Here is a 26,348-nt window from a genome sequence, read left to right as displayed (position 1 = left end):
GCGTCAGCCGCCCAGCAGCACGGCGAGCCGGATCTCGCGGGCGCGCCGCATATGAGCCCTGGCCTCCGCCTCGGCCGCCTCGCCGTCGCGCTCCTTCACCGCGCGGGCGACCGCCTCGTGTTCGGCAAGGACCTCCTCGGGCCGGCCCGGATGCACGAGGGTCGTCGCCGGGAGCCGCCGCACGGCGTGCTCGACCTGGTTGAGGAACCTCTCCAGGTACGGGTTGGCGGCGCCGGTGCGCAGCGCCCTGTGCCAGGCGAGGTTGAGCTTGGAGAGCCCGGCCACGTCCCCGCGGTCGGCGGCCTCCCGCATGCTCGCGTTGATCTCGTCGAGCTGGTCGACCAGTCCCTCCGGACACCGAACCGCCGCCAGCCGGGCCGCGAGCCCTTCGAGGTCCTCGCGGACGACGTAGAGGGCGAGCACGTCCTCCAGGGAGAGGGCGGCGACCATCGCGCCGTGGTGGGCGGTCTTGACGACCAGGCCCTCGTCGGCGAGCCGCTTCAGTGCCTCACGGACCGGGGTGCGGCTGACCTTGAAGGCGGCCGCGAGCTCGCTCTCACGCAGCCAGGTCGACGGAGAGAGGACGCCGTCGAGGATCGCCTCTCGCATGGCGCCCGTGACGTCGTCGGTCGTGCGGCCCCGTACCGCTGCCCCCTGGTGCAGGTAAGCGCGAAGGCGCTCCACCGACTCCTCTGACTGACTCGTGATGCCGCTGGTCGTAGGTGCTCTGTCCTCCTGCACGGAGTGAACCGTACGGGAGTGGTCAGATCGTCCGCAAGTTGAGTACAATCCCGAGTCGATTGCATGCAACTTGAATGTGACAAGGATGCGGGAGTGCGCATGGCGAGTCGGCGAGTCATCGTTGTCGGAGCGGGAAACGCGGCGCTGTGCGCGGCGCTGGCCGCACGGGAACAGGGTGCGGAAGTCCTGGTCCTGGAGCGGGCGCCGAAGAAGGTCCGCGGCGGCAACACCGCGTTCACCGCCGGTGCCATGCGGGTCGTCTACTCCGGTGTCGAGGATCTGAAGAAGCTGATGCCCGACCTGACCCCGGAGGAGATCGACAGCACGGACTTCGGGAGCTACACCGCCGAGGCGTATCTCGACGACCTGGCACGCGTCACCGAGTACCGGACCGACCCCGAACTCGCCTCCACCCTGGTGGAGAAGAGCCTGCCGACGCTGCTGTGGATGTCGGAGAAGGGCGTGCGCTTCGTACCGATCTACGGGCGGCAGGCCTTCAAGGTGGGCGGCCGCTTCACCTTCTGGGGAGGCCTGACCGTCGAGGCGTCCGGTGGCGGAATGGGCCTCGTCGAGGCCCTGACGCGCGCCGCCGAACGGGCCGGGATACGCATCGAGTACGGGGCGCGCGCCTTCGGACTGCTTCAGGACGACGGCGGCGCGGTCCAGGGTGTGAGCCTGCGTCAGGACGGGCGGACGCGTGAGGAGCATGCCGACGCGGTCGTGCTGGCCAGCGGCGGCTTCCAGTCCAGCCCCGAGATGCGGGCGCGCTACCTGGGCCCCGGCTGGGACCTCGCCAAGGTTCGGGGAACGATGTACAACACCGGCGACGGCCTGCGGATGGCGCTCCGCGCCGGGGCGAGCCCCGCGGGGAACTGGTCCGGGTGCCACGCCGTCGGCTGGGACCGCAACGCCCCCGAGTTCGGGGACCTGGCGGTCGGTGACAGCTTCCAGAAGCACAGCTATCCGTGGGGCGTCATGGTCAACGGCCGCGGCCGGCGGTTCGTCGACGAGGGCGCCGACTTCCGCAACTACACCTACGCCAAGTACGGCCGCGTGATCCTGGAACAGCCCGGCCAGTTCGCCTGGCAGGTCTTCGACCAGAAGGTCACGCACCTGCTCCGCGACGAGTACCGGATCCGGCAGATCACCAAGGTGACCGCACCGACGTTGGAGAAGCTGGCCGAGAAGATGGACGGCGTGGACCCGGCCGGGTTCGTCGCGGAGATGGCCGCCTACAACGCCGCCGTCGACACGGGCACGCCCTTCAACCCGAACGTCCGGGACGGCCGAGGCACGACGGGCCTCTCCGTCGACAAGTCCAACTGGGCCAACACCGTGGACGAGGGGCCGTTCGAGGCGTACGCGGTGACGTGCGGAATCACCTTCACGTTCGGGGGCGTGCGCATCGTTCCCGAGACCGCGCAGGTCCTGGACACCGACATGAACCCGATCTCCGGTCTCTTCGCCGCGGGTGAACTCGTCGGCGGGCTCTTCTACTTCAACTACCCCGGAGGCACCGGCCTGACGAACGGGTCGGTCTTCGGGCGCATGGCCGGTACCTCGGCCGGACGGGCGGAGTGAGGCCGATGCCAGGGGAGCGGGAGCGGGAGCAGGACCGGGAGCGGGCGCGGGACCGGGGCCAGGCGCGGAACGCGGAGCCGGAGCCGCTCGATCTCGTGGTGATCCCCGGGGACGGCATCGGGCCCGAGCTGGTGGACAGCGCGCTGCGCGTGCTGGGGCGGGTCGCGGCCGTGGACGGTTTCGAGTACCGCGTCACGACCGTCGAGGCGGGCGCCGGCGCGTACCGGAGCACCGGACGGGCACTGCCCGAGAACGCCCTGGACCGCCTGCGCGCCGCCGACGGTGTGCTCAAGGGGCCCGTGGGTCTACCCGGCGTGCGGCACCCGGACGGTACCGAGGCCGGGCTGCTCGGGGGGCTGCTGCGGATCGGCCTGGACACCTTCGCCAACGTCCGCCCGATGCGGCTGCTTCCGGGCGTCCCCGGCGGCACGCGGCACGAGGCGGGCGAGATCGACTACGTCGTGGTGCGCGAGAACACCGAGGGCCTGTATCTCTCGCGAGGAGCGGGCGCCGCCACTCCGCACGCCGCCTGCGACCAGCTGATGGTCACGCGTGCGGGCACCGAGCGCGTGGTGCGGTACGCGTTCGAGCTGGCGCGGGCGCGCTCCGGCGCCCCGGCCGACGGCACACGCCGGGTGACGTGCGTCGACAAGAGCAACGTGCTGCGCAGCTACGCGCTCTTCCGCAGAGTGTTCGACGAGGTGGCCGAGGAGTACCCGGACGTCGCGACCGAGCATCTCTACGCCGACGCCGCGGCGCACGACCTCGTCGCGCGGCCCCAGTGCTTCGACGTGATGGTGATGGAGAACTTCCTCGGAGACGTGCTCAGCGACCTCGGGGCCGCGACGGTCGGCGGCCTCGGCATGTGCGGTTCCCTCAACGTCGGTGCAGACGCGGCCTACGCGGAACCCGTGCACGGCAGCGCTCCCGACATCGCGGGCCAGGGCCTGGCCAATCCGCTCTCCCAGATCCTGAGCCTGGCGCTCCTGCTGGACCACGCGGAGCTGCCCGCCTCGGGCGACCGCGTCCGGCGCGCCGTGGAGTCGGCGCTCCTGCTGGGAGCCGTCGAGCTGGGTGAGAGGGGACGGCCCAGCGGCGGGACGCAGTCCGTCACGGCGGCCGTGTGCGAGAACCTGCGGCCGTGACGCCATGAGGCCGTGGCGACCGTGAGGCCAGGCGGGCGACCGTGAGGCCACGGGGCCGGGCGGGCCGGGCAGCCGGTTCCGGCGAGGCGGAATCCCAGCGTCCGTGTCGCGGTGGTCGCGCGCGGGCACCCGCAGTTGAGAGACCGGCACGGCTGGTTCCTTCCTCAACCGCGAGCGTGGAGGCGTACTTCCGATGAGCACTGGCAGCGACGTGGACCCGGCCGAGGAGACGATTTTCACCTGGGGTGCGCCCCCGCTGAAGTTCGGTGCCGGCGCCTCCGACGAGATCGGCTTCGACATGGCGCAGTTCGGGGTGGAGCGTGTGCTCGTACTGACCGACCCCGGCGTCGCCGCCCTCGGGATTCCGCAGCGCGTGGCCGAGAACCTGAAGCGGTACGGCATCACCGCGGAGGTCTTCGACGGCGTGCACATCGAACCGAGCGACGCCGCCTTCGAGAGGGCCGTCGAGTATGCGCGTGCCCAGGGCCCGTGGGACGGGTTCGTGGCCGTCGGCGGCGGCTCGGCCATCGATACCGCGAAGGCGGTCAACCTGCTCACGTCCTGCTCCGGCGAGCTGATGGACTACGTCAACAAGCCGATCGGACGGGCCGAGGTGCCGCCGCACCAGCTCAAGCCGCTCGTCGCCGTACCGACGACGGCCGGCACGGGCGCCGAGTCGACAGCCATGTGTGTGCTGGACGTCCTGTCGATGAAGGTCAAGACCGGCATCAGTCACTGGCGGCTGCGTCCCACGCTCGCGGTGGTCGACCCGCTGCTGACGATGAGCCTTCCGCCCGAGGTCACCGCGTCGGCGGGCATGGACATCGTCTGCCACGCCCTCGAGTCGTACACGGCCAAGTGGTACGGGGATTCGGGCCGGCGCAAGCCCGAGGAGCGGGTGACGTACTGCGGCTCGAACCCGGTCTCCGACCTGTGGTGCGAGAGGGCGCTGGAACTGATCGCGAAGTCCTTCCGGCGGGCCGTGCACGGCGGGGCCGAGGACGTCGAGGCGCGTACGGACATGATGATGGCGGCGACCTTCGCGGGAATGGGCTTCGGGAACTCGGGCGTCCACATCCCGCACGCCAACGGCTACCCGATCGCCGGCATGGTGAAGGACTACCGTCCCGCCGGCTACCCGCAGGACGAGCCGATGGTGCCGCACGGGCAGGCGGTCTCACTGACGGCGCCGGAGGCATTCCGGTTCAGCTTCCCCTCCGCTCCCGAGCGTCATCTGCGGGCCGCGGAACTGCTGGCGCCGCGGACGGAGCGGCTCCCCGACCCCGTCGAGCAACTGCCGCAGGTGCTCGTCGATTTGATGCGCGACATCGGCATCCCCAACGGCATCGGCGCCGTCGGCTACGGCGAGAGCGACGTGCCGGACCTGGTGCCGGGGACGATGAAGCAGCAGCGCCTGCTGTCGACCTGCCCCCGCCCGGTGGGTGAGGAGGAGATCGAGCGCATCCTGCTGCGTTCCGTGAACAACTGGTAGCGCCGTCAGGGCCGTTGCCGTGCCCCGGCCGTCGCTCCGCCCCCGGCTGTCGCCCCGCCCCCGGCTGTCGCCCCGCCCCGGCAGTCCCTCAGCCCGCCTCGACCTGACCGGCCGTCGCGGGATCAGCTTGGGGAGGCAGGGGCGTACGGCCTCGCAGGGCCCGCCAGACGACCTCGACACCCGACTCGCCCGGCGCCGCCGGGCCCTCGATGGCGCGCCGCCGCTCGACCTCGGTGAAGCCCAGTCGCATCGGCACTCCCCCGCTGGCCTCGTTGGCCTCGTCGTTGTGGATCTCCACCACGTCGATCCCGGGCAGCGAGAACGCCTCGCGCAGCAGTGCCGCCGCGGCAGCGGTCGCGAGGCCCCGCCGCGTCCACGAGGGGTGTATCCAGTAACCGATCTCCAGGCCCCCGGGGCCGATGCGGCGCATCAGGCCGCAGCTGCCCACGGTCGAACCCTCCACCGACACCGCGTAGTTGTACGCCTTGCCCTCGGCCCATTCACGCTCGCACCTGGTCACGAATTCGAGGGACGAATCAGGGCTGTAGCCCTCGTCGGCCCACGGCATCCACGGCACGAGGTGGGCGAGCGATTCCGTGACCACGCGGTAGTGCACGTCGGCGTCGCGGTAGCGCCAGCGGCGCAGCTCGACGCGGTCATGGCGGAGCAGCTCCGCAGGCCGGTTCATGCGGGGAGCATTCCCCCGCACGCCCCGTCCACAACTCGACGTCGTGTGGCGCCCGTTGCCTTTCTCAGGGCTGTCCCTGTGCGTAGTAGGACACCAACTCCTCAGGAAGCGGCGGCACTTCGACAGGAACGCTCCCCGAGCGCAGCGACGTCGCGGCAGCGTGCCCCGCCGCGACCGCCTCACGTGCCGCGAGCGGCGAGGTCTCCGTCGGTCCGCCGGCCGCCGCGAAGCGGAGGAACTCCTCCACCAAGAGGCGGTCTGCTCCGCCGTGCATCCCCTCCGCCCGCGGTACGGGCACGGTCAGATCGGCGTCGTCGCGGTAGCCGGAGCGGCGGGAGTTCCAGACCTTGATGACCGATCCGTCGAGGTCGCCGAAGTTCTCCAGGCGTCCGTGGTCGCCGATCACCGTGTAGTTGCGCCAGTAGTCGGGCGTGAAGTGGCACTGCTCGTAGCTGACGAGCACGCCGTTGTCGGTGCGGCCGTGCAGCATGCTGATGTCCTCGACGTCGACGACCGGGTTGAGCCCGCGCAGCGACGTCGGCGGCCAGTTCGCCTCGGGGTCGTGCCACTCCGACATGCGCTCGCCGCCGCGGTCGCGCCGGTCGGATATGCCGCCGTAGACGGCGAGTTCGCCGACCGCCGTCACCCGGCGCAGGGAACCCCCGGCGAGCCAGTGGATGACGTCCAGGTCGTGCGCGCCCTTCTGCAGCAGCAGGCTCGTGGTGTTGCGCCGTTCCGCGTGCCAGTCCTTGAAGTAGAAGTCGCCCCCGTGGCCGACGAAGTGGCGGCACCACACGGCCCGCACCCGCCCGACCGCCCCGTCCAGGACGAGTTGCCGCATCCGGCGGACGAAGGGCGCGTGCCGCAGATTGTGGCCGACGTACAGGCGGCTGCCCGTCGTTCTCGCGGTGCGCAGGACCAGGTCGCAGTCGTCCGTGGTGATGGCGAGCGGCTTCTCGACGAAGACGGCGACGCCGGCGCGCAGCGCGTCGAGCACGCAGCGCGCGTGGAGATGGTCGGGGGAGAGGACCATGACGGCGTCGAGCCCGCCGGCCGCCAGCATCTCCTCATGCCCCTGGTGCACGGGCACTTCGGGGCCGAAGAGCGTGCGCGCCGCCTCCTGCCCGCGCGGATGCGGGTCGGCGCAGGCCACGACGCGTGCCCCGGCTCCGGGGTGGTGGGCGTGCGACGCCAGCACGGCCCTCTCGCCCACGCCCACGACTCCTATCCGCAGGTCGCCGCTCGTCATGGTCCGCCCTCACTCATATCCAGGAGTCCTTCGTAATTACCCGGTCGGAAGCCTTCACGCCCGCTCGCGTTTATGCAACAGTCCTCAATCAATCAATCCGTACAAGTGACGGGACGGGCCTCACGGGCCCCGGCCCGTGAGGGACCGGACCCTGCTCGGGCGGAGGAGGTGCACGGGATGCGAGGCCACGACCTGGCCGCTCTGCGGCGGTTGAACACGATCGCCGTGCTGCGTTTCCTGCGCTCCCAGGGGCCGGGCCGTCCGCAGTCGCTCAGCCAACTCGCCGCCGCCACCGGGCTGTCGCGTCCCACCGTCGACCAGGTCGTCGAGGAGCTGACTGCGCAGGGCTGGCTCACCGAGGCGTCCGACCCTGTGGCGGGACGCTCCGGCCGTCCGGCCCGGCGCTTCCGGTTCCGGGGCGAGGCGGGACGGGTCGTCGGCGTCGACATCGGGCTGCACAAGATCGTGCTGCTGCTCTCCGACCTGGCCGGCGACATCATGGCGAGCGAACGCGAGGAGATGGACCCGGACATGGGCGGTGCGGAACGCCTCGCCTTCCTCCGTGCCCGCGTCGCACGCTTCCTCGACGAGCAGAAGGTGCACCCGGACGAACTCTGGGCCCTGTGCGTCGGGGTGCCGGGAGTCGTCGGCGAGACGGGCCGCATCACTTCGGTGATCGTGCCGGAGTGGTCGGACTTCGAACTGGCGCGCAGGCTCGGCGAATCCTTCCCCTGCCGGATACTCGCCGAGAACGACGTCAACCTGGCCACCCTCGCCGAACACTGGCAGGGCGCCGCCCAACTCGCCGACGACGTCGTGTGTCTGCTGATCGGCCACCGCTCGTCGTGCGGCGTGCTGCTCGGCGGCCGGCTCCACCGCGGTCACCGCGGCTGGGCCGGTGAACTCGGGCTGCACCGCGGACTCGGACTCGCACATGCCCACAAGGCACTGTCCTGGCGGGGCGAGCGCCGCAATGCCGTCTCTTCGGCAAAGGCAGGGGTCGGGGTCTCCCCGCCGGAGGCAGGGGAAGAGTCTGACGTCGCGGCGCTGGCCCGCGCCGCCGGCGAGCGGGACCCGGACGCGCTCGAAGTCCTCGACCGCTACGCGGCCCGGCTCGCACCCGGGATCGGGGCGCTTCTCCTCGCCGTCGATCCCGAACTCGTCGTTCTCTCCGGCGGGATGACCCCCGTCGGGGAGGCGCTGACCCCGCTGCTCACTCAGCATCTGCGGGACGTCGCGCTGGACGTTCCCTTGCACGTGCCGCGCATCACCGTCAGCACGCTGGGCGAGCAGGGCGTGGCGCTCGGCGCCGTGCGCAAGGCGCTCGACAGCGTCGAAGCCCTGCTCTCCGACGCCACCGGACCTCTGCCCTCCGTGCCGCCGTCCACGATCCGCTGAGCCAAGTTCGCCCGGACCGCCTGCCGTTCACGAATCAGCTCCGGACACCTCGTCCGGACCCCGCCCCTCACCCTCCCCGTGCCCACACCGTCCCCGGGAGTCCCCGATGCGAAGGAGAACACTGCTCGCCGGAGCGCTGGCCGCAACGCCGGTCGCCGCCGGCGCGGCCACGGGCTGTTCCGCGGGAGGTGCGTCCGCGCGCACCTCCGGCGGCCGCACCACCATCTCGTACGGGATGTGGGACCAGCTCCAGGTCGCCGGCATGGAGAAGATCATCAAGGCATTCGAGGCGGAGCACCCGAAGATCTCCGTCAGCATCCAGGTCACGCCTTTCACCTCGTACTGGACGACCCTCAAGACCGCCATGCGCGGCGGCTCCGCACCGGACGTGTTCTGGATGAACGCGGTGAATCTCCAGCTGTACGCCTCGGAGGGCGTTCTGGAGCCGCTGGATCCCTTCATCGAACGCGACGGGTTCGACATGGGCGTTCATCCGGAGGAGCTGCTGCGGATGTACACCTACGAGCGCACTCGCTACGCGATGCCGAAGGACTTCGACACGATCGGACTCTGGTACAACAAGGAGCTCTTCGACAAGGCCGGCATCAAGTACCCGGACGAGAGCTGGACCTGGGACACGGTCCGGGACGCGGCGGCAGAGCTGACCGACCCGCGTGCGGGTGTGCATGGCATCGCCGCCGAGATGAGCAGGCAGTACACCTACTACAACTCCATTGCCCAGGCCGGGGGTTACGTCATCCGCGACGGGCGGTCCGGCTTCGGCGACCCGCGGACCATCGACGGACTGCGCTTCTGGACCGACCTGATCGACCGCGGCCACTCGCCCTCGCAGAGCGCGATGACCGACACGAGGGGCCGACAGCTGTATCTGTCGGAGAAGGTCGCGATGAACTACGACCTCTCCGCGATGGCCTCGCAGATGTACGCGGAGCCCGCGATCAAGGACCACGGCGCTGTCGCCGTGCTGCCGAAGGGACGCGAACGCGGGACCACCATCCACGGCCTGGCCAACGCCATTTCCGGAAAGAGCCCCAACACCGAGGCGGCGTGGGAGTTCGTGAGGTTCCTCGGCTCGCGGAAGGCCGCCGAGATCCAGGCGCGCGAGGGCGTGACGATCTCCTCGTACGAAGGCACGCAGGACGCCTGGGTGAAGTCGATGCCGGAGTTCGACCTGAAGGTCTTCACCGACATGCTCGACTACGCCGTCCCCTACCCGGCCTCGAAGTACACGACGGTGTGGGAGAACCTCCAACCGCAGCTGCTGGGAGGCCCGTTCACCGGCAAGGGCGGCATCGAGGACGCCTCGCGCACCCTGGGCCGGCAGATGGACCTCGCCCTGGAACAGGAGAAGTGACATGGCTGTCTTTCCCTCCACGGCCGGGGCGCAGCAGGCCGAACGGCGCCTCCGCAACAGCGGTCGCGGCGACGGCCGTTCACCGGCGGGCGGCGCGGGCGCCGGCGCCAAGGGCGGCCGGCGGTCGCAGCGTGCCGCGTACCTCTTCATCGCGCCCATCGCGCTGGGCTTCCTCGTCTTCTACATCTGGCCGCTGCTGGAGACGTTCTGGTTCAGCTTCACCTCGTTCGGTGCCTTCGGCGGCAACTCGTGGGTGGGCGGCGAGAACTACGAGCGCGTGGTGCGGGACGTCACCGTCGGCAGGGCGCTGGGCAACACCGTGCTGTACATGGTGATGGGGCTGATGACGCTGCCCGTCGCCATCGTGCTGGCCGAGCTGATGAACCGGCGCGGGCTACGGGGCGTACCCGTCTACCGGGCGCTGTACTTCATGCCGTTCGTGACGCTCCCCGCGGCCGTGGGCCTGGTCTGGAACTGGCTCTACAACGGCGACTTCGGCATGGTCAACGAGGCGCTGTCGTGGATCGGCGTCGACGGGCGGTACTGGGTCTCCGACCCCTCGACCGCCGTGTACGCGATCGGCATCGTGATGATCTGGTCCCACATCGGCTACTACCTGATCATTTTCACCGCGGGCGTGAAGGCCATACCGCGCGACTACTACGAGGCAGCCGAGATCGACGGCGCCGGGCCCCTGCGCCGCTTCTTCCGCATCACGCTGCCGCTGCTGAGCCCGAGCATCTTCTTCGCCTCGGTGATCTGCGTGATCAACTCGCTCCAGCAGTTCGACCTGATCTTCGTGATGATGAGCCCCGAGAACCCGGCGCTCGGGGAGACGCAGTCCATCGTGACGCTCTTCTTCAAATGGGCCTTCGACGAGAACTCCCAGGGCGCGGCCGCGGCCCTCGCCTTCCTCCTCATGCTGCTGATAGCGGCGCTCACTTACCTGCAGTTCCGGTTCCAGAAGAGGTGGGTGCACTATGCCTGAACCGGCCCCCGTGACACCGGCCGCCGCGGCGGCAGTGGCGACGACACGCGACCCGGCGGCCCCCGCGGCTGCGGCATCCGGGCGCCCGGCGCGCGGCCGGAGGTTCGACCCGGCATCCGTCGCCACCCACGCGGTCCTTTCGCTGGGTGCGCTCGCCATGATCTTCCCGTTCCTGTGGCAGCTGCTGACCGCGTTCAAGACCATGCCGGAGGCGGTACGCGTGCCTCCGACGATCCTGCCCGAGGCGTGGAACTGGGCGGCGTTCGAACAGGTCTTCACCGCCGTGCCGTTCGCGGAGATGCTCACCAACAGCCTTCTGAACACGGCCGGCAGGACACTCGGGCAGCTGGTCTTCTGCTCGCTCGCGGCCTACGCCTTCGCGCGGCTCCAATTCCGCGGCAGGAACCTGCTGTTCGCGGTCTTCCTGTCGGTGCTGATGGTGCCGCCGCAGCTTCTCGTGCTCCCCCAGCACGAGATCATGATGAAGCTGGGGCTGCTCAACAGCGTCCCCGCGCTCTTCCTGCCCGGCATGTTCAGCGCGTTCGGCACGTTCCTGCTGCGGCAGTTCTTCCTCGCGCTGCCGAGGGAGCTGGAGGAGGCCGCCCGCATCGACGGGGCCGGGCCCTTCCGGATCTTCTGGAGCATCATGCTCCCGCTCGTACGGCCGGCGCTCGCGGCTCTCGCCGTCATCACGGCGATGTGGTCGTGGAACGACCTGCTGTGGCCGCTGGTGGTCAACACCGACCCGGCGAAGGCGCCGGTCAGTGCCGGACTGATCTCCCTGGAGGGGCAGTTCATGACCAACTACCCGGTCATGATGGCTGGTTCGGTCATCGCCAGCCTCCCGATGCTGCTCCTCTACGTGCTGCTCCAGCGCCACTTCGTCCAGGGAATCGCGCTTAGCGGTTCGAAGGGCTGAACCGCCGGGCCCCAGGACCCGCCGGCACCGCCCCTCGGCCCGTCACCTCGCATCCGCACCCCCGACAAAGGAAGGCAGTCACTCCCCTATGCCGGAACTCGCAGTGGGGCTCATCGGCGCGGGCGGCATCGCCCGCGCCCATCTGCCCGCGTGGCTCGAGCTGGGAGCACGGGTCACCGTGTTCACCCCCGACGACAGCGGAGGGAGACTCGCCGCGCAGTACGCGCAGCAGGGCGTGCGGGCGGCGAGCAGCCTCGCTGAACTCCTGGAGGTGGCCGAGGCGGTCGACGTCTGCACCCCCACCCACACCCATCGGGAGGTCGCCCTCGCGGCTCTGCGCGCCGGACGTCACGTCGCCTGTGAGAAGCCGCTCGCGCTCACCGCGGAGGACGTCGAGGAGATGATCGCGGAGGCCGAGCGGGCGGGCGTCCTGCTCTTCCCGGCACATGTGGTGCGGTACTTCCCCGAGTACGCGGCCATGGCGAAGGCCGTAGCCGGCGGTGCGGTCGGGGAGCCTGCGGTACTGCGCTTCACGCGGACGGGCACCTACCCGGTCTGGTCGCCGTGGTTCGCCGACCCGTCGCTCTCCGGCGGTCTGCTCGTGGACCAGATGATCCACGACTTCGACTTCGCGCGGCTGCTGGCGGGTGAGGTGACCCGGGTGTACGCCCATGTGCGGGGACACCAGGAGGCACCCGCCCCGGCGGGCTGCGTCGCCTCGGCCACCGCGGTGCTGACCCACGCGTCGGGCGCGATCAGCCACGTGCACGGCGTATGGGGTCTGCCCGACTCCCAGTTCCGCACGACCTTCCGCATCGCCGGACGAGGCGGGGTGCTCCAGCACGACTCCGCGCGGACCAAGGCGTTCCGCGTGATCTCGCAGGGCGGAGCCGCCGACGGCGAGGGCATCCCCGCGACGAACCTCACCGAGAGCCCCTTCCTCACCGAGCTGCGCGAGTTCGCGGAAGCGGTCCGGGGCGGCCCGGCCCCGCGGGTGACCGCACTGGACGGACTGGCCGCGGTACGCATCGCCCTCGCCGCGGCCGAATCGGCGCGCACGGGACGGGCGGTCGACACCGGCAGCGGCAACGACGGGGCCGCCGGAGCCCAAGGGGCGCAGGAGACCAGGGAGGTGGCCCGATGAAGGTCGGCGTGCTCTCGTTCGCCCACGTACACGCGGCGGGCTACGCGAAGCTGCTCCGCGGAATGGACGGCGTCGAGGTCCTCACCAGCGACCCGGACGGCGGGTCGGCACCCGCGGGCGAGGTGCGCGGCAGCGCGCTGGCCGAGCGGCTCGGGGTCCCTTACGCCGGCACCTACCAGGAGGTGTTCGACTGGGGGCCGGACGCGGTCGTCGTCGCCGCCGAGAACTCCCGGCACCGGCCGCTCGTCGAACTCGCCGCGAAGCACGGCGTGGACGTGCTCTGCGAGAAGCCGCTGGCCACCACCGTGGAGGACGGCGAGGCGATGGTCGCGGCCTGCCGTGAGGCAGGCGTACGGCTCGGCGTCGCCTACCCCGTGCGCTTCAGCCCCGCCTACGCGGCGCTGCGGGAGGCGGTGCGCGGCGGCGGCACAGGCCGGGTGCTGACCGTCGCCGGGGCGAACAACGGACGGCTACCGGCGGACGCCCGCGCCTGGTTCACCGATCCCCGGCTCGCCGGCGGCGGCGCCCTGATGGACCACACCGTGCACATCGCCGACCTCCTGGACGACCTGTTCGGCGACGCACGCGCCGAAGAGGTCTACGCGCAGACGAACAACCTCATGTACGAGGCCGACGGCGTCGGGGTGGAGACCGCCGGACTCGTGACGGTCCGCTACGACAACGGCGCCGTCGCCACCATCGACTGCAGCTGGAGCCATCCCGACCACCACCCCACCTGGGGCGGTCTCGAACTCCAACTCGTGGGCGAGCGGGCCACGGTGGAGATGGACGCCTTCGGCCAGGTCGTCTCCGGCTTCGACGAGTCGCGCCGCGAGGGCGTGCTGCTGCCGTGGGGGAGCGACCTCGACGATGCGATGGTCCGGGCGTTCCTCCACGGCACGCGGGACGACTCCGCGGTCCAGGTCGCCGACGGAGAGGCCGGGCTCCGCTCGCTGCGCATCGCCCTGGCGGGCTACGCCTCGGCACGCTCGGGGCAGCCGGTGCGGCTGGAGGGCTGAGCGGGGACGGCCCCGGCTACCGCGCCGCGGCGGCCTCACCGTCGTGTGTCCAGATGCCGGGCCCGGTGAACTTCCGGGCCCGGCAGGGCGGTTCGCGTTGCGTACGGGCCACTGACCGGGGAGCCGATTCCGCCGGCTTCGGCTCCCCGGCTACGCGCCGCCGCACGACTTGGCCTCGTACGCCTTGAATTCGCGTTCCGTGGGCTTGTACTGCTGCTCGAACCCCGGGCCGCCGGCGGCGATACGCGGGAAGTGATCCGTGAAGGTGTCACGCCATGTCTGCCGGAGAAACTTCTTCAGCCTGGCGTTGATACGTCTGCAGTCCCGCTCGTGGCCTTCCGGGAGGCCGATGCCGTAGAACTGGCGGCTCTCGATGGCGATGTCCTCCACCACCTTCACATCGTGGCCGCCGTCCGCCTCCGCGATGCCTTCGAGGAGCACCTTGTCCGTCCAGACGGCGTCGACGACTCCGGTCCTGAGCGCGCTCACGCAGGAGTCGTAGTCCTTGCGCAGCTTGATTACCGCGTCCCGTCCGATCGCGTCGACGATCTGCTCCCGCTCGCCGCGCCCGGGGGCGCTGCCCGGATCGGAGGTCGTTCCGGTCGCGGTGCACACCCGCTTTCCGGCGACGTCGTCGAGCTTCTTGATGTCGGTGTTGTCCTTGCGGACGAGGACTCCCTGGTAGGTCTTGAGATAGGGCGCGGTGAAGTCGATCTTCTCGTCACGTGCTTCGGTGATCGTGTACGTCGCGATGGCGAGGTCACCGAGGCCCCTGCTCAGGCTCTGCTCCCGCTCGCCGCCGGGCACACTGCGCAGCCTCTCCTTGAAACCGATCTCCCTGGCGAGGAAGTGCGTGAGCGCGACGTCGAATCCCGTGTAGCTCTCGCCGCCCGAGGGCGTGCTGAAGCCGGGTTGGTCGCTCTTCACGAGGACGGTGACGGGGCTGTCCGCGAACAGGGACTTCTGGCTTCCCGAGTTCGGATTGCGTCCTGATGCCTCGCCGTCGGAGCCGTTCGACGTCCCGGAGCCGGTGCATGCGCACAGCCCGGCAGTTGTCAGCAGGGCGACGAGCTTGAGGCGTAAGTGCCGGGAGCGGCGGTTCATTTCGGCTGTCTCCTTGTGGCGGGCTTCGGTGGGTACGGCCTTTACGGCTGGGCGCGGAATCGGCAGGCGGTCAGGGGTAGTTGACGCTCTTGAGCGTGAGATCGACTTGGCAGAGGCCGCTGCCGCTCTCCAAGGTGATCGTCAGTCGCACCCGCGGTCCGTTCGCGCGAACAGGCAGGGTCTTCGTCACCACGTCATCCAGATCGACGGTGCTCTCCCCGGCGAGGTCGGTGCCGTGGAAGCGGAGTCGGCTCGTGGGCACGCAGGAAGTACCGGCACCGTCGGCGTTGTCCTCGGCCGAGAGCGTCAACTCGAGTTTGCCGTTCGATGGTTCGGCGTCGACGTTCAGCTGCGCCGTCGCTCCGTCGTTCATGTCTTTCGCATGCAGCAGGTGCGAGCGCCCTGTGACGTCCTCCGACGCCGTCGAGAGCGCGAACGCCGTCACAGCGGCTCCTGTGACGGCGACGCCCAGGGCGGCGAGGAAGATCTGCCTGTTCCGGGTCACCTGGATACGGTCGTCCCGGCGGCCCACCCACTCCATGGCGGGCAGGACGGTGACGAGCGCAGCGACGACGGTGGCCATGGCGCCGAAGTCGTGGCCTGCGAAGGCTGCCCAGAGCACCACGACCGCGGCAAGGGCGAACGGCGTCAGGTACACGAGGAACAGCGTCCACAGTTGGCGCGTGCTCTCCGGTCCGGGCGGTCTTTCGCTGCCAGGACTTCCTGGTCCCTGCGCGGTCATGCGAGCCCCCGAGAACGAAAATCCCATGGCGTCGTAGCACTGGCCCGAGCCGTTGTCGCGTCACCTCTGCTGAGGCTGTTCCGGGCCACGTTCAGTCCTTGCCGCAGGATTGTTTTCTGTACGCCTTGAACTCACGTTCCGTGGGCTTGTACTGCTGCTCGAAGGTCTGGTCCCCGGCGATCCCCGGGAAGTAGTTACGGAAGGTCTCGCGCCAGCTCTCGTGGAGGAAGTCCTCCAGTTTGTCGTTGATCTTCCGGCAGTCCTGTTCGTGACCCTCCCTGATGCCTATCGCGTAGAACTGACGGTTCTCGATGGTGATGCCATTGACGAGCTTCACGTCTTCGCTGTACGGGGAGGTCTGCGCGAATCCTTCCAGCAGTACCTTGTCCGTCCACACGGCCTCGAAGTTCCCGCTCCGCAGTTCCTTGACGCACGTCTTGTAGTCCTTGCGCAGCCCGATCTTGGCCTCGGCGCCGAGCGCCTCCTTCAACTGGTCCTTTTTCCTGGCGGCGTTCGGATCGGTCGTCGAGCCCTCGGCGCTGCACACGCGCTTGTCCTCCAGGTCCGCCACCTTGTTGATGTCGGTGTTGTCCTTGCCGACGAGGACTCCCTGATAGGTCTTGAGGTAGGGGGCGGTGAAGTCGATCTTCTCGTCACGGGCGTCGGTGACCGTATAGGTCGCGATGGCGAGATCGGCGTCGTGGTCGATCAGTCTCTGCTCGCGTTCGCCGGCCGGGACGTCGTGAGCGTACTTCTCGAAGTCCAGTCGGCTGGCGAGGAAGTCGGACAGGGCGATGTCGAAGCCCGCGTACTCGTACTCCGAGCTGCTGCGTGTGCTGAAGCCGGGAAGTCCCTTCATCACCTCGATCTTCACGGACGGCTGATCGAAGAGGGATTCAGCAGCTTGAGAAGGCTCGCCCCCACCCTGTTTCCCTTGCTCTTCCGGACTTCCACAGGCGGCGGCGAGCGTGCCCAGAGCGCACAGGCATATGACAGCCTGAAGTCCTAATCGCCGAGTTCCGATCATCCTGGGACTCTCCTCCGTGATCGCAGTGAAAGAACCGTGGTGCGGTGTGATGCAGGAGTGACGAAAGGGCGCTCGTACGGAGCCCCCTCCTTGCAGAGGGGGAGGGCAGCGTGAAACGGCGCTCGGGGTCACGGCGTGGGGGGCGCGAGTGCAGGCGCCAAGAATGCCACAGTGCGCCGTTGGAATCGCATCAACAATGTTGCGCGCTATGGGAGTTACTGTTCTGTGGCGGCGCAGTTGCATGGACGTGCCGCTTCCGCCGACGGCCCGGCGTCCGGCTGCTATCCGTTCAGGTGCCGCAGCCGTTCAGGTGCCGCATCCGCTCAACGGCTGCTATCCGTTCAACGGCTGCATCCGTTCAACGGAAGGGAGAGCCGGATTCGCGTGCCCGGCTCGGGGCCCGTCCCCAGAAGCAGCGCGCCGCCGTGGGCGTGGACGCACCATCGGACGACCGACAGGCCGAGCCCCGTACGGGCAACGGGTGGCCGAAGCCCCGGCCCCTCGTCGCCGACCGTGATCAGGGCGCGGTCGCCGTCCGCCTCCACGGTCACCTCGATCCGGGCCGGGCGGCCGGGCAAGTGCCCGTGCCGCAGCGCGTTGTGGACGAGGTTGGAGGCGGCCCGCTCCGCCAGGGCAGGATCGATCAAGGCGACCGTGGGCGTCGCTCTCATCGTGATGCTGTGACCGTCCAGGTCGACCGACAGCCGCGTGGTCCCCCCGTCGTCCGTGCCGGATCCGGGCCCGGTGCCCGCCAGTTCCGTGCCCGCCAGTTCCGTGCCCGCCAGGTCGGCGATGACGCGCTCGACAAGCAGATCGAGACGCACGGGACGGCGGCTCGCCTCGATCACACCGGCGGTCAGCCGGGCTCGCAGCAGCAGGTCCTCCATCGTGTCGCCGCTGCGGTGCGCGAGTCGGGCGGCCCGCTCCAGCGCGTCGTCGCGTGCGTCCGCGTCGGGGTCGCGGCGGGCGGTCTCCAGGAGCGCGCCAAGGGTGGCCAGGGGCGTCTTCAGGTCGTGGGCGGCGGTTCCGAGGAAGGACTCCTGTGCGCTCAGCGAATGCGACACCGGCGCCAGCACGTACCCGAGCAGTATCCAGGCGACCGGTGCGAAGAGCGCCACCGCCAGCCCGCCCAACACGGCGAGGGACCAGCCCAGTTCGGCGCCCCCTCCGCCAGATCTCGACGCATAGCCCGGTGCGGCCACGGCGGAGACGGCCACCACCGTCACCGTGAGCACCACCGCGAGGACGAGGGTGAACCACACGGTCAGCGACCAGCGCAGCCGGCGCAGCGAGCGTTGCGGCGGAATCGGCGCGGGCCCCGGTCCCCGCCCGCCCTTCACGTCAGGCCTCGCGCCGCGGGGCCTGACGGACTCTCCTCCGCCGCGTCCAGCCGGTAGCCGACGCCCCGCACCGTGCGCACCACCGCCGGCTCGCCCAGCTTGCGGCGCAGCTGCGCGACCACCACGTCCACGACGTTGGAGACCGGGTCGGCCATCTCGTCCCAGCAGTGCTCGACGAGGTCCGCGCGGCTGACCGCGACGCCCTGGCTCGCGGCGAGCACTTCGAGGACGGCGAACTCCTTCGGGGTGAGGGTGAGTTGGACGCCCGCCCGGAACACCTCGTGCCGGGCCGAGTCGACCGTCACGTCCCCGATGGTCACCACCGCCGCCCGCATGGTGCCCGCCCGCCGGCACAGGCTGCGCACCCGCACCACGAGTTCGGGCACCGCGAACGGCTTGACCAGGTAGTCGTCGCCCCCGGCGTCGAACCCCTCGACGCGGTCGGCGAGCCCGTCGCGGGCAGTCAGGAAGAGCACCGGCAGCAGCCAGCCGCACTCCCGGTACCGGCGGACCAGATCGACGGAGTCCCCGTCGCGCACCAACCGGTCGAAGACGGCCGCGTCATAGCTGTTGACGGAGAGGGTCTCGTCCGCGGCGGCCAGCGTCTCCACCGTGTCCACGGCGAATCCCGAACGCTTCAGGGCGTCACGGACGGCACCGGCCAGGTCCCGGTCGTCCTCGAGCAGAAGAATCCTCATGACTCGCACCCTCGGGCCGCGGCCGTCACCAGCTCTCGTCCCAGGCGTACCACGGCCCGTGAAGATGCTCGTAGAAGTCCTCACCGATCCGCGGAGGCGGCCCGCCGGGGTTGTAGACGAAGCCCGAACCGTCAAGGAAACCGGCGTACTTGATCAGGAACCGCGCCCCTCCGCCGTCGAGACGCTCGGCCCGCTCCACGGGGTACGGTCCGATCCAGGCGGGCTCCCGGGCGTCCCGGTCAGTGGCGAACTCGGTCATCGTCGGTTTGGCGAGGTGGAGTCCGGCACGCAACGGCGCCCCGGTGCTCACCAGGACCACCGCGACGGTCGCGACCGCCGGCACGGCCGCCCACCGGGCCCAGTCGCGCAGGACCCCGCGCAGACCGCCGTCCGTCGCCAGCGTGAGGGCGAGACGGGCGGCGAAGGCGAGGACGAGTCCCAGCCACACCTTGTACGTCAGCAGCCAGAGCAGGAAGAACCCGTCGGGGACGGAGTTCACCACCAGGGTGAGCACGGCGTTCACCCCGGTCACCGTCCCGAAGAGCCACCGGGGAGGCCCGCTGAACCAGCGCCGCAACGTGTCCATCCGGCTCTCCGGACCGAACTCCTCGTCGGTGATGTCCACGAACTGCTCGGCCATGCCCCTCTCCCTCACGTCCACCGCACGCGTGCGGCCTCTCCGCCCGCCGGACACGAAGGCTCACAGGCCCACCATGAGGATTTGATGAGGTCCTTGCCGGGCATTCGTCCGCTTCGCCGCCAGGCATCACGCCCTCGGGCCGGCCGATCCTCGGCGCCGGTGGGCCGTGAAGACGGGCACCGCTGTGCCGACGACGGTGAGGACCGCCGCCACGGACAAGAACGTCAAAGACATGGGCGGCAGTTGCGTCGCTGCCGACGTGCTCCACAGATACAGCGTTCCTGCTGCGGCGATGCCGGAGACGATCGAGAGCTGGATGACGGTGGCCACGACTCCGCTGACGTCCGCGGCGTGTTCGGTGCGGACGCTGCCCGCAGTCCGCTGCATGAGGGCGCCGAACCCGGCCCCGTGGCCGGCCCCTGCCATCACGAGCAGCGCCGTCGCCTGCCAGGGCCAGCCCTGACCGGCGACGGCGAGCGAAAGGAGGCCGGTGGCGAGGGCCATCGCCGCGAACGAAGCACCGGGAACGCGCGGATGCCAGGCGGACGGCAGCCGGGACCAGGTCAGGGACGCCGTGGCGAATCCGGCGGAGTACGCGGCGAAGGTGAGCCCGGACCGCAGGGGACTGTAGAGCAGCACGGTCTGGAGGTGCAGCGCCGTGGTGAACAGCAGCCCTCCGAAGCAGCTCATCATGGTGAAGATCCCCACGAGCCCCGCCCGGACCTCCGGCGGCGACAGAAGCGCGGGGTCGATCAGCGGCTCGCGTCCCGTCCTGGCCAGGCGTGCCTCGTACATGCCGAAGAGCATCAGCGCGAGCGCGCCCGCGGCCAGCGACGGCCAGCACCACCAGGGCCAGCCCGCCCCCGCGCCGAATGTGAGGGGCACGACGAGCATCAGGACGCCCCCGGCGAGTACCGCTGCTCCGGGCAGGTCGAGCCGCCGCTCGCCCGATGCCGGCCCCTGGGGGAGCCGTCCGGCGGACCAGGCCAGCACGGCGAGGCCGACGGGAACGTTGACCAGGAAGACCGGCCGCCACTCCATGCCGAACAGGTCCGCGCCGACCAGGAGCCCGCCGAGCACCTGCCCGGCGGCCACACCGATGGCGAGCACCATGCCGTACAGGCTCAGCGCGCGGCGCCGCTTCTCGCCCTCGAAGGTGATCTGAAGCAGGGAGAGGACCTGCGGTACGAGCAGGGCGGCGCCCAGCCCCTGGACGGTGCGTGCCGCGACCAGCATCGAGGGTGAGACCGCCAGCCCGCAGGCGAGCGAGCTGACGGTGAACAGCACGACCGCCCACGCGAACACCCGCCCGTATCCGTGCCGTCCGCCCAGCCGGGCACCGATGATCAGGCCGACCGCATAGGCCAACACGTAGGAGTAGACGGCCAGTTGCAGGTCCGCGCCAGACAGTCGCAGATCCCGCTGAACGCTCGGCCCGGCCACGTTGACGATCGAGGTGTCGAGCGTGGCCATGACCTGCCCGCCCAGTACGCACACGGTCAGCGCCCACGGGGCCAGTGGCCTGCGGGGCCGGCGCTCCTGCCGCGGAGGGGCAGTCACCACGGGGACTCCTTCGACGAACATCAGTAGTGATCTATAGAAAGCTACTGATGCCATTGAAGCAAGTAGTATTTCCTTGAACAAGACTGATGCGGGGTGATCATGGAGGAGTCGGAGCTCGACCTCGATCTGGCGGTCGAACTGGTCAACGCCTTCACGCTCGCCGGCACGGACGGGACCCTGACCGACGTGAGATCCGGGGCCGACGTCCTGAGGAGGCTGGAAGGCCACGAACTGTCCGCGGAGCTGTCCGAGGACGATCTGCCCGCGCTCGGGAAACTGAGTGCGGAGCTCGCTCCGGTCTTCGCGGCGGGCACCGTCGCCGAAGCGGTGAGCGTGCTCGACCCGTTGCTCCGCGACGCGGTCGTCCCCGCGCGGCTCGTCGAGGACGCCGAGGGTTCAGGGGTGGCCCGCTGGGGCTGGGGCCGTGACCAGCAGGGGATGGACGCGATGCGCACGCGGCTGCTCGCCGCCCTTGCCGCGCACCTCGTCCGCCACGGCACGAAGCGCACAGGGGTGTGCCGGGCGGATCCGTGCCGGTGCGTGTTCGTCGACCGCAGTCGCGCACGCACTCGCCGCTACTGCTGCGACAGGTGCAACGACCGGGCCGCAGCGACCGCCTACCGGAGGCGGCAGGACTGACCGGGGATGACGCGGGCGGTCACGGACGGGCGCCGGGGCGGCTCCCATGCGGCCGTCACCCTCGCCGCTGCGGTTTCCCGACCGCGGTCAGCCCAGCGCACCCGCGTCGTCCGCGATCGCCTTCGCGACGTCTTTCGGCTGCCGGTGCGTCGTGTCCACGATCTGCGCCGCGTCACGCAGCCAGGGCAGCGCCTCCTCGTAGTCGGTGAGGTGCCGCAGCCGCCAATCGTGGCCCGTCGGCCGGTCGTTGACGATCCGGTGGGCGAGGGTGTCGCGGTCGGTGTGGAGCACGTAGTGGTGCACCTCGATGCCGGCTTCGGCGAGGCCGGTGCTGATCTCGTCCCAGTACTGCTTCACGAGGACGGTCTGGGGGACGACGAGGATTCCGCCCACGTAGTCGAGGAGTTGGGAGGCCGTCTCGACGACGAGGTGGCGCCACGGCGGCCAGTGCTGGAAGTCCCCGAGTTCGGGGAGGTCCGGCACGGTAGCGAGCATGCCTCCGACCTGTTCGGTGTCGAAGAACCGTGCCTGCGGGAGGAGTTCGGCCAGCTTCCCGGCGGTGGTGGTCTTGCCCGCCCCGAATGTTCCGTTCAGCCAGATGATCACGGGAGCTGAGCCTAGTCCGGTGGAGGGCATCCGCTCAGCCGTTCGCCCGATGGAGACGCGGAGACGGCCCCCTCCCGTGTCATGCGCGGCCCCGTGTCATACGGGGCCCCGTCTCATGCGCGTCCCCCGGCCCCGGCCCGCCCGGTCACTGACCGTCCGGGGACGAACCCGCCGTCCGCGTCCGCGACTTGTTGCGGTAGTGGCGGACGAGGCCGAATCCCGTCAGCACGGCCACGGCCAGGAAGCCCCACTTGCTCCACCCGATGTCGACCCAGGGTGTCTGCGCGAGTTGCAGCACCGCGATCCCGAAGAGGCCCCACCGCCTGTAGAGGCTGAGCTCCTGGCGGGAGGGGCGCTTCGCGCCGCCCTCCTCCACGAGGCTCAGTGCGTACCGCTCCACGTCGCCGAACTCGTCCTGCGGGCGGGTGCCGGACGCCTCCAGGTGCTGCCGCGCATCGGCGACGAGACGCCGTGCCTCGCCGCGCCTGACGTGGTGCCGCCCTCGGAGCAGCCCGTGGAGGTGCGCGAGCCAGCGGCGGGTCTCGCGGGCGTCGGGTGCGCCGGAGGCGGCCGAGCCGCGCCGCGTCGCACGACGCCGGAGTGCCTCGATCGCTCTGCGCTCGGCCGTGTGCGGGCGTTCCAGTCTCTCGCCGACCCAGTTGAGAAGAAGGGCCACGGCTATGAGCGTCGGAGTGGGTATCCGGCCCAAGCCGTTGTGGGGCAGTTCGAAGAAGGCCAGGGCGGTCGGGCCGGAGAGTGCGAGCGCGACGCACAGCGTGACGAGTGCGGCGCGCCGGTGGCCGGCCGCGCGGAGGGAGTGCGCCCCTCCCAGGACGGCGCAGATGACCCCGAGCAGGACGCTCCCCACGAGCCCGGCGACCGTGACCCGGATCCACAGCCCCGCGCCGATCCACGCGAGGATTCCGCCCAGGAACAAGTAGTAGGCCGGCATCGTCAGCGGCGCGCCCCAGTACTCGTCCATGGTGACGTTGTCGTAGTCCGTCCGCGCACGCTTCGAGACGGGGATACGGCTGGTGGCGACGGAGTCCGCGTACTCCTCGGGATCGCCGAACGCCTGCCGGAGGCTCTCTCCGGACTCCTCGCAGTGGGCGACGGCTTCTGCCACGCAGGCCTCGGCGGTCTTCTCGTCCAGGCCGCGCTGCATCAGGGCGGTCGTGAACTCGTCGTCCCAGCCGATGTCTTCTTCCGTGGTGCTGCTCATGTGGTGCGGCCCTTCTGGACGTTGGTGGTCAGCAACTGGTCCATGCGTTCGGCGAAGCGGCCCCACCGGGTGCTCTGTTCCGCCAGCCACCGGGAGCCGGAGGCGGTGAGCGAGTAGACCTTGCGGCCCGGTCCGCCTTCCCCCGCTGCCCACGTCGAGCTGAGGATCCCCTCGGACTCCAGCCGCGCCAGGACGGGATAGAGCACCCCGCCCTTCATCCGTCCGAAGCCCGCTTCGTTGAGGCGCTGCGCCACGGCATAGCCGTGGTTGTCGCCCTCTGCGAGCACGGCGGCGGCCGCCAGTTCGATCACACCGCGCAGCCACGCGGCGGGTTCCTCGTTCGTCGCTTCGGTGGTCACGGACTGAGAGTAGACGGTTTTCGGAACTAGTCAATATCCCGACTAGTCTTCGCGATGAGCCGCCGCCGGGGCTCTGTCTTCCGAGCCCGCCCCGGACCCGAGGTGCGGTACGGGAGGTGTACGCCCGACCGGCCCCGCGTCCGATGCCGGACCTCGGCCGCCGTGGCCACAATCGCGGGAACGGGAGAGGGACGGACGGGAAGGAGAGCCGCATGTCGTATCCGGAGCCCCGGTACCTCGGCGAAGGAGGCGAGGTCACCGCGGTGTTCAGGCCGTCCACGACGGAGCCAGACATCACGACCGGGACGGGCAACAGCACCCACTACCTCGCCACGAGCGCCGGCACCGGGGGTGAGTTCGGGCTCTACAAGGCGGACATGGGACCGCGCTCGCCCGGGCCGAGCACGCACTTCCACCGTTCGATCTCGGAGTCCTTCTACGTGCTGTCCGGGGAGGTGCAGCTCTTCGACGGCGAGCGCTGGACCACCGGACGGGAGGGTGACTTCCTGTATGTGCCGGTCGGCGGGCTGCACGCGTTCAAGAACTCCTCCGACAGCCCGGCGTCGATGCTCCTGCTGTTCTCGCCCGGCGCACCCCGCGAGGAGTACTTCGAGCGGGTCGCGGAGATGGCGCAGCGCGGTGGCAAGGAGTTCGAGGACTTCCTCGTGAAGCACGACAGCTTCTTCGTCGACGGGCACTGAGAACGAAGAAAACGCGTCGCCGCCGGTGTGCACCGCAACCGGAAACGGCAACGGCACGGCGGTCCCCCGTCGTTCGGGGGTACTCGCCGTGCCGTTCGTCCCGGTCCGGTCCGGTGCGGTCCGGCAGGCAGCCGGAGGCCGTGGGCCCTCAGCTCTCAGCCCTCAGCTCTCAGCCCTTGGCCATCGGCACTCGCCGAGGACCGCCGGCCGCTCCGCTCCGGGCGGGCCTCAGCCCTCCCCGGCTCCGTCCCGCAGCCACACCGTCGTCTCCCCGGGGATGCCGTCGCCGTTCAGCGGGCTGCTGCTCAGCAGGACCTCACCCTCGGGCAGCGGCTTCGTGTCCGTGCCGAAGTTGGTCAAGCAGTGCCATCCCTCGGGACGTACGAAGTGCAGCAGGCCCTCCCGCTCCGACTCCTCATCGCCCCGCCATGTCAGCGACTCGTCGGTGCCGACGAGCTTGTGCCGCAGCCGCAGCGCCTCCCGGTAGAGCTCCAGCGTGGAGCCCTCCTGGCCCTCCTGCGCCTCCACGGACAGCTCGCCGAAGCCGGCGGGCTGTGGCAGCCACGGGTTCTCGCCGCCGAAGCCGAACGAGGCGCCGGTGCGCGTCCACGGAAGCGGTACGCGGCAGCCGTCGCGCCCCTTGCGGGTGTGCGAGCTGCGGATCCACGTCGGGTCCTGGAGGTCCTCCTCCTTGAGAGAGGCGACCTCGGGCAGCCCCAGCTCCTCGCCCTGGTACATGTACGCGGACCCGGGCAGCGCCAGCTCCAGCATGGTGGCGGCCCGCGCCCGCCGCAGTCCGCGCTCGGCGTCGGCCTGCGGCTTCGTGCCCCCGCTGAGCAGCCACTCGTCGGTGTCGGTGCCCTCGGGAAGCGCGAATCGCGAAGCGTGCCTGATGACGTCGTGGTTGGAGAGCACCCACGTCGCCGAGGCCCCGGCCTCCTGCGCTGTGCGCAGCGAGACATCGATGACGCGGCGCAGCTCCTGCGCGTCCCAACCTGTCTTCAGATACTCGAAGTTGAAGGCCTGGCCCAGGCCCTCGGGACGTGCGTAGAGCACCAGGCGGTGGTTCTTCACCCAGGCCTCGGCGATGCCGACACGGGGCGGGTCGTACTCGTTGAAGACCTCGCGCCAGTCCCGGTAGATCTCGTGGACCTCGTCGCGGTCCCAGAACGGGTGGCTGCCGTCCTCCAAGTCCTCCATCTGGTCGTCGAAGGAGATCGGCCCCATGTCGCGCAGCGGGTCCTCGAGGTCCTTCATCAGGGCGTTGGCCACGTCGATCCGGTAGCCGTCCACGCCGCGGTCCGACCAGAAGCGCAGCGTCTTGCGGAAGTCCTCGCGCACCTCCGGGTTCTCCCAGTTGAGGTCCGGCTGCTCCGGCGCGAAGAGGTGCAGGTACCACCAGCCGTCGGGCAGCCGGGTCCAGGCCGGGCCGCCGAAGGCGGACTGCCAGTCGGCGGGCGGCAGTTCACCGTTCTCGCCCTTGCCCTGACGGAAGACGTAGCGCTGCCGCTCCGGCGATCCGGGCTCGGCACGCAGCGCCTGCTGGAACCACTCGTGGTCCTCGGAGGTGTGGTTGGGCACGATGTCGATGATCACCTTGATGCCGAAGCGGTGTGCCTCGGCGACCATCGCGTCGAAGTCCTCCAGCGTGCCCAGGCGCGGGTCGACGTTGCGGTAGTCGGCGACGTCGTAACCGCCGTCGGCCAGCGCGGAGGGGTAGAACGGGCTCAGCCAGACGGCGTCGACCCCGAGTTCGGAGAGGTAGGGCAGCCGGGAGGTGATGCCGGGTATGTCGCCCAGGCCGTCACCGTCGGAGTCGGCGAAGCTGCGGGGATAGATCTGGTAGACGGCGGCCTGCCGCCACCAGTCGGGGCCGTCCTGGCGGTGCGGTGCGGATGCGGTGCGGTCGGTCACGTGAGTCCTCGCTCATACGGTCCTGTGCGGATCAGTGGTCTGGTGTCGGTGGGG

At 70.3% G+C, this 26,348-nt stretch carries 25 protein-coding genes; 11 read left to right on the top strand and 14 right to left on the bottom strand.

Features of this window, described 5'->3' with window-relative positions; genetic code table 11:
* Nucleotides 1–3: 3 nt before the first annotated feature.
* Nucleotides 4–741, bottom strand: a complete 738-nt coding sequence (locus G4Z16_RS15155) for a GntR family transcriptional regulator (RefSeq protein ID WP_197351305.1) — start codon at nucleotides 739–741, stop codon at nucleotides 4–6.
* A 99-nt stretch (nucleotides 742–840) separates the two neighbouring features.
* On the opposite strand from G4Z16_RS15155, the gene tcuA reads away from it, so the two are divergent.
* The 3 genes from tcuA (at nucleotide 841) to G4Z16_RS15140 (ending at nucleotide 4,959) form a co-directional block, all read left to right on the top strand.
* On the top strand, nucleotides 841–2,322 hold the full coding sequence (gene tcuA, locus G4Z16_RS15150) for an FAD-dependent tricarballylate dehydrogenase TcuA (protein WP_197351304.1): 1,482 nt from the start codon (nucleotides 841–843) through the stop codon (nucleotides 2,320–2,322).
* Nucleotides 2,323–2,327: 5 nt separating this feature from the next.
* Nucleotides 2,328–3,467: an isocitrate/isopropylmalate dehydrogenase family protein gene (locus tag G4Z16_RS15145; protein ID WP_197351303.1), complete on the top strand. Its 1,140-nt coding sequence runs from the start codon at nucleotides 2,328–2,330 to the stop codon at nucleotides 3,465–3,467.
* 193 nt (nucleotides 3,468–3,660) lie between these two features.
* Complete coding sequence (locus G4Z16_RS15140; protein ID WP_197351302.1) at nucleotides 3,661–4,959, top strand: hydroxyacid-oxoacid transhydrogenase; 1,299 nt, start codon at nucleotides 3,661–3,663, stop codon at nucleotides 4,957–4,959.
* Between the two features lie 88 nt (nucleotides 4,960–5,047).
* Here G4Z16_RS15140 and G4Z16_RS15135 read toward each other — a convergent pair whose 3' ends face one another.
* Nucleotides 5,048–5,647: a GNAT family N-acetyltransferase gene (locus tag G4Z16_RS15135; protein WP_197351301.1), complete on the bottom strand. Its 600-nt coding sequence runs from the start codon at nucleotides 5,645–5,647 to the stop codon at nucleotides 5,048–5,050.
* A gap of 64 nt (nucleotides 5,648–5,711) precedes the next feature.
* Nucleotides 5,712–6,896 (bottom strand): Gfo/Idh/MocA family protein, encoded by a 1,185-nt coding sequence (locus tag G4Z16_RS15130; protein WP_197351300.1) that lies wholly within the window; start codon nucleotides 6,894–6,896, stop codon nucleotides 5,712–5,714.
* 177 nt (nucleotides 6,897–7,073) lie between these two features.
* On the opposite strand from G4Z16_RS15130, the gene G4Z16_RS15125 reads away from it, so the two are divergent.
* The 6 genes from G4Z16_RS15125 to G4Z16_RS15100 all read left to right on the top strand — a co-directional run bounded on the left by G4Z16_RS15125 (nucleotide 7,074) and on the right by G4Z16_RS15100 (nucleotide 13,739).
* Entirely contained in the window at nucleotides 7,074–8,294 is a 1,221-nt protein-coding gene (locus G4Z16_RS15125) for an ROK family transcriptional regulator (RefSeq protein WP_197351299.1), read from the top strand.
* A 106-nt stretch (nucleotides 8,295–8,400) separates the two neighbouring features.
* Nucleotides 8,401–9,669 (top strand): ABC transporter substrate-binding protein, encoded by a 1,269-nt coding sequence (locus G4Z16_RS15120; RefSeq protein WP_197351298.1) that lies wholly within the window; start codon nucleotides 8,401–8,403, stop codon nucleotides 9,667–9,669.
* Between the two features lies 1 nt (nucleotide 9,670).
* Complete coding sequence (locus G4Z16_RS15115; protein WP_197351297.1) at nucleotides 9,671–10,657, top strand: carbohydrate ABC transporter permease; 987 nt, start codon at nucleotides 9,671–9,673, stop codon at nucleotides 10,655–10,657.
* Entirely contained in the window at nucleotides 10,650–11,576 is a 927-nt protein-coding gene (locus tag G4Z16_RS15110) for a carbohydrate ABC transporter permease (RefSeq protein WP_197351296.1), read from the top strand. Before G4Z16_RS15115 ends, G4Z16_RS15110 begins: the two co-directional genes overlap by 8 nt.
* A gap of 88 nt (nucleotides 11,577–11,664) precedes the next feature.
* On the top strand, nucleotides 11,665–12,720 hold the full coding sequence (locus G4Z16_RS15105) for a Gfo/Idh/MocA family protein (protein WP_197351295.1): 1,056 nt from the start codon (nucleotides 11,665–11,667) through the stop codon (nucleotides 12,718–12,720).
* Nucleotides 12,717–13,739 carry a Gfo/Idh/MocA family protein gene (locus tag G4Z16_RS15100; protein WP_197351294.1) on the top strand — a complete coding sequence of 341 codons (1,023 nt, stop codon included), beginning with the start codon at nucleotides 12,717–12,719 and terminating at the stop codon, nucleotides 13,737–13,739. Before G4Z16_RS15105 ends, G4Z16_RS15100 begins: the two co-directional genes overlap by 4 nt.
* 150 nt (nucleotides 13,740–13,889) lie before the next feature.
* On the opposite strand, the gene G4Z16_RS15095 is transcribed toward G4Z16_RS15100, so the two are convergent.
* From G4Z16_RS15095 to G4Z16_RS15065, 7 genes are all read right to left on the bottom strand, one after another.
* Nucleotides 13,890–14,843: a transporter substrate-binding domain-containing protein gene (locus G4Z16_RS15095; protein ID WP_197351293.1), complete on the bottom strand. Its 954-nt coding sequence runs from the start codon at nucleotides 14,841–14,843 to the stop codon at nucleotides 13,890–13,892.
* Between the two features lie 70 nt (nucleotides 14,844–14,913).
* Nucleotides 14,914–15,585, bottom strand: coding sequence for a hypothetical protein (locus G4Z16_RS15090; RefSeq protein WP_197351292.1), 672 nt, complete (start codon nucleotides 15,583–15,585; stop codon nucleotides 14,914–14,916).
* 91 nt (nucleotides 15,586–15,676) lie between these two features.
* A complete protein-coding gene (locus tag G4Z16_RS15085; protein ID WP_197351291.1) occupies nucleotides 15,677–16,459 on the bottom strand; it encodes a transporter substrate-binding domain-containing protein in 783 nt (260 codons plus the stop codon).
* Nucleotides 16,460–16,953: 494 nt separating this feature from the next.
* On the bottom strand, nucleotides 16,954–17,952 hold the full coding sequence (locus G4Z16_RS15080) for a sensor histidine kinase (protein ID WP_197351290.1): 999 nt from the start codon (nucleotides 17,950–17,952) through the stop codon (nucleotides 16,954–16,956).
* Complete coding sequence (locus G4Z16_RS15075; RefSeq protein WP_197351289.1) at nucleotides 17,949–18,650, bottom strand: winged helix-turn-helix domain-containing protein; 702 nt, start codon at nucleotides 18,648–18,650, stop codon at nucleotides 17,949–17,951. Before G4Z16_RS15075 ends, G4Z16_RS15080 begins: the two co-directional genes overlap by 4 nt.
* Before the next feature lie 25 nt (nucleotides 18,651–18,675).
* Nucleotides 18,676–19,290, bottom strand: coding sequence for a hypothetical protein (locus tag G4Z16_RS15070; protein ID WP_197351288.1), 615 nt, complete (start codon nucleotides 19,288–19,290; stop codon nucleotides 18,676–18,678).
* Nucleotides 19,291–19,416: 126 nt separating this feature from the next.
* Entirely contained in the window at nucleotides 19,417–20,853 is a 1,437-nt protein-coding gene (locus G4Z16_RS15065; RefSeq protein ID WP_197351287.1) for an MFS transporter, read from the bottom strand.
* Nucleotides 20,854–20,952: 99 nt separating this feature from the next.
* Between G4Z16_RS15065 and G4Z16_RS15060 the strand changes: the two genes are divergently transcribed.
* A complete protein-coding gene (locus G4Z16_RS15060) occupies nucleotides 20,953–21,492 on the top strand; it encodes a CGNR zinc finger domain-containing protein (protein WP_197351286.1) in 540 nt (179 codons plus the stop codon).
* A gap of 87 nt (nucleotides 21,493–21,579) precedes the next feature.
* Here the strand turns inward: G4Z16_RS15060 and G4Z16_RS15055 are convergent, their stop codons facing one another.
* The 3 genes from G4Z16_RS15055 to G4Z16_RS15045 all read right to left on the bottom strand — a co-directional run bounded on the left by G4Z16_RS15055 (nucleotide 21,580) and on the right by G4Z16_RS15045 (nucleotide 23,679).
* On the bottom strand, nucleotides 21,580–22,098 hold the full coding sequence (locus G4Z16_RS15055) for a nucleoside/nucleotide kinase family protein (protein ID WP_197351285.1): 519 nt from the start codon (nucleotides 22,096–22,098) through the stop codon (nucleotides 21,580–21,582).
* Between the two features lie 145 nt (nucleotides 22,099–22,243).
* Complete coding sequence (locus G4Z16_RS15050) at nucleotides 22,244–23,320, bottom strand: hypothetical protein (RefSeq protein ID WP_197351284.1); 1,077 nt, start codon at nucleotides 23,318–23,320, stop codon at nucleotides 22,244–22,246.
* A complete protein-coding gene (locus G4Z16_RS15045) occupies nucleotides 23,317–23,679 on the bottom strand; it encodes a PadR family transcriptional regulator (protein WP_197351283.1) in 363 nt (120 codons plus the stop codon). The genes G4Z16_RS15050 and G4Z16_RS15045 overlap by 4 nt, the downstream gene beginning before the upstream one ends.
* 212 nt (nucleotides 23,680–23,891) lie before the next feature.
* Here G4Z16_RS15045 and G4Z16_RS15040 point away from each other — a divergent pair, with 212 nt between their 5' ends.
* Complete coding sequence (locus G4Z16_RS15040; protein ID WP_197351282.1) at nucleotides 23,892–24,380, top strand: cupin domain-containing protein; 489 nt, start codon at nucleotides 23,892–23,894, stop codon at nucleotides 24,378–24,380.
* Between the two features lie 228 nt (nucleotides 24,381–24,608).
* Here the strand turns inward: G4Z16_RS15040 and G4Z16_RS15035 are convergent, their stop codons facing one another.
* Entirely contained in the window at nucleotides 24,609–26,294 is a 1,686-nt protein-coding gene (locus G4Z16_RS15035; protein WP_197351281.1) for a glycoside hydrolase family 13 protein, read from the bottom strand.
* Between the last annotated feature and the right edge of the window lie 54 nt (nucleotides 26,295–26,348).

Origin of the sequence: Streptomyces bathyalis (assembly GCF_015910445.1) — a bacterium.
GTDB classification, from domain to species: domain Bacteria; phylum Actinomycetota; class Actinomycetes; order Streptomycetales; family Streptomycetaceae; genus Streptomyces; species Streptomyces bathyalis.
The sequence above is the reverse complement of the archived record's forward strand: the minus strand, read 5'-3'. Positions and strand labels throughout refer to the sequence as shown.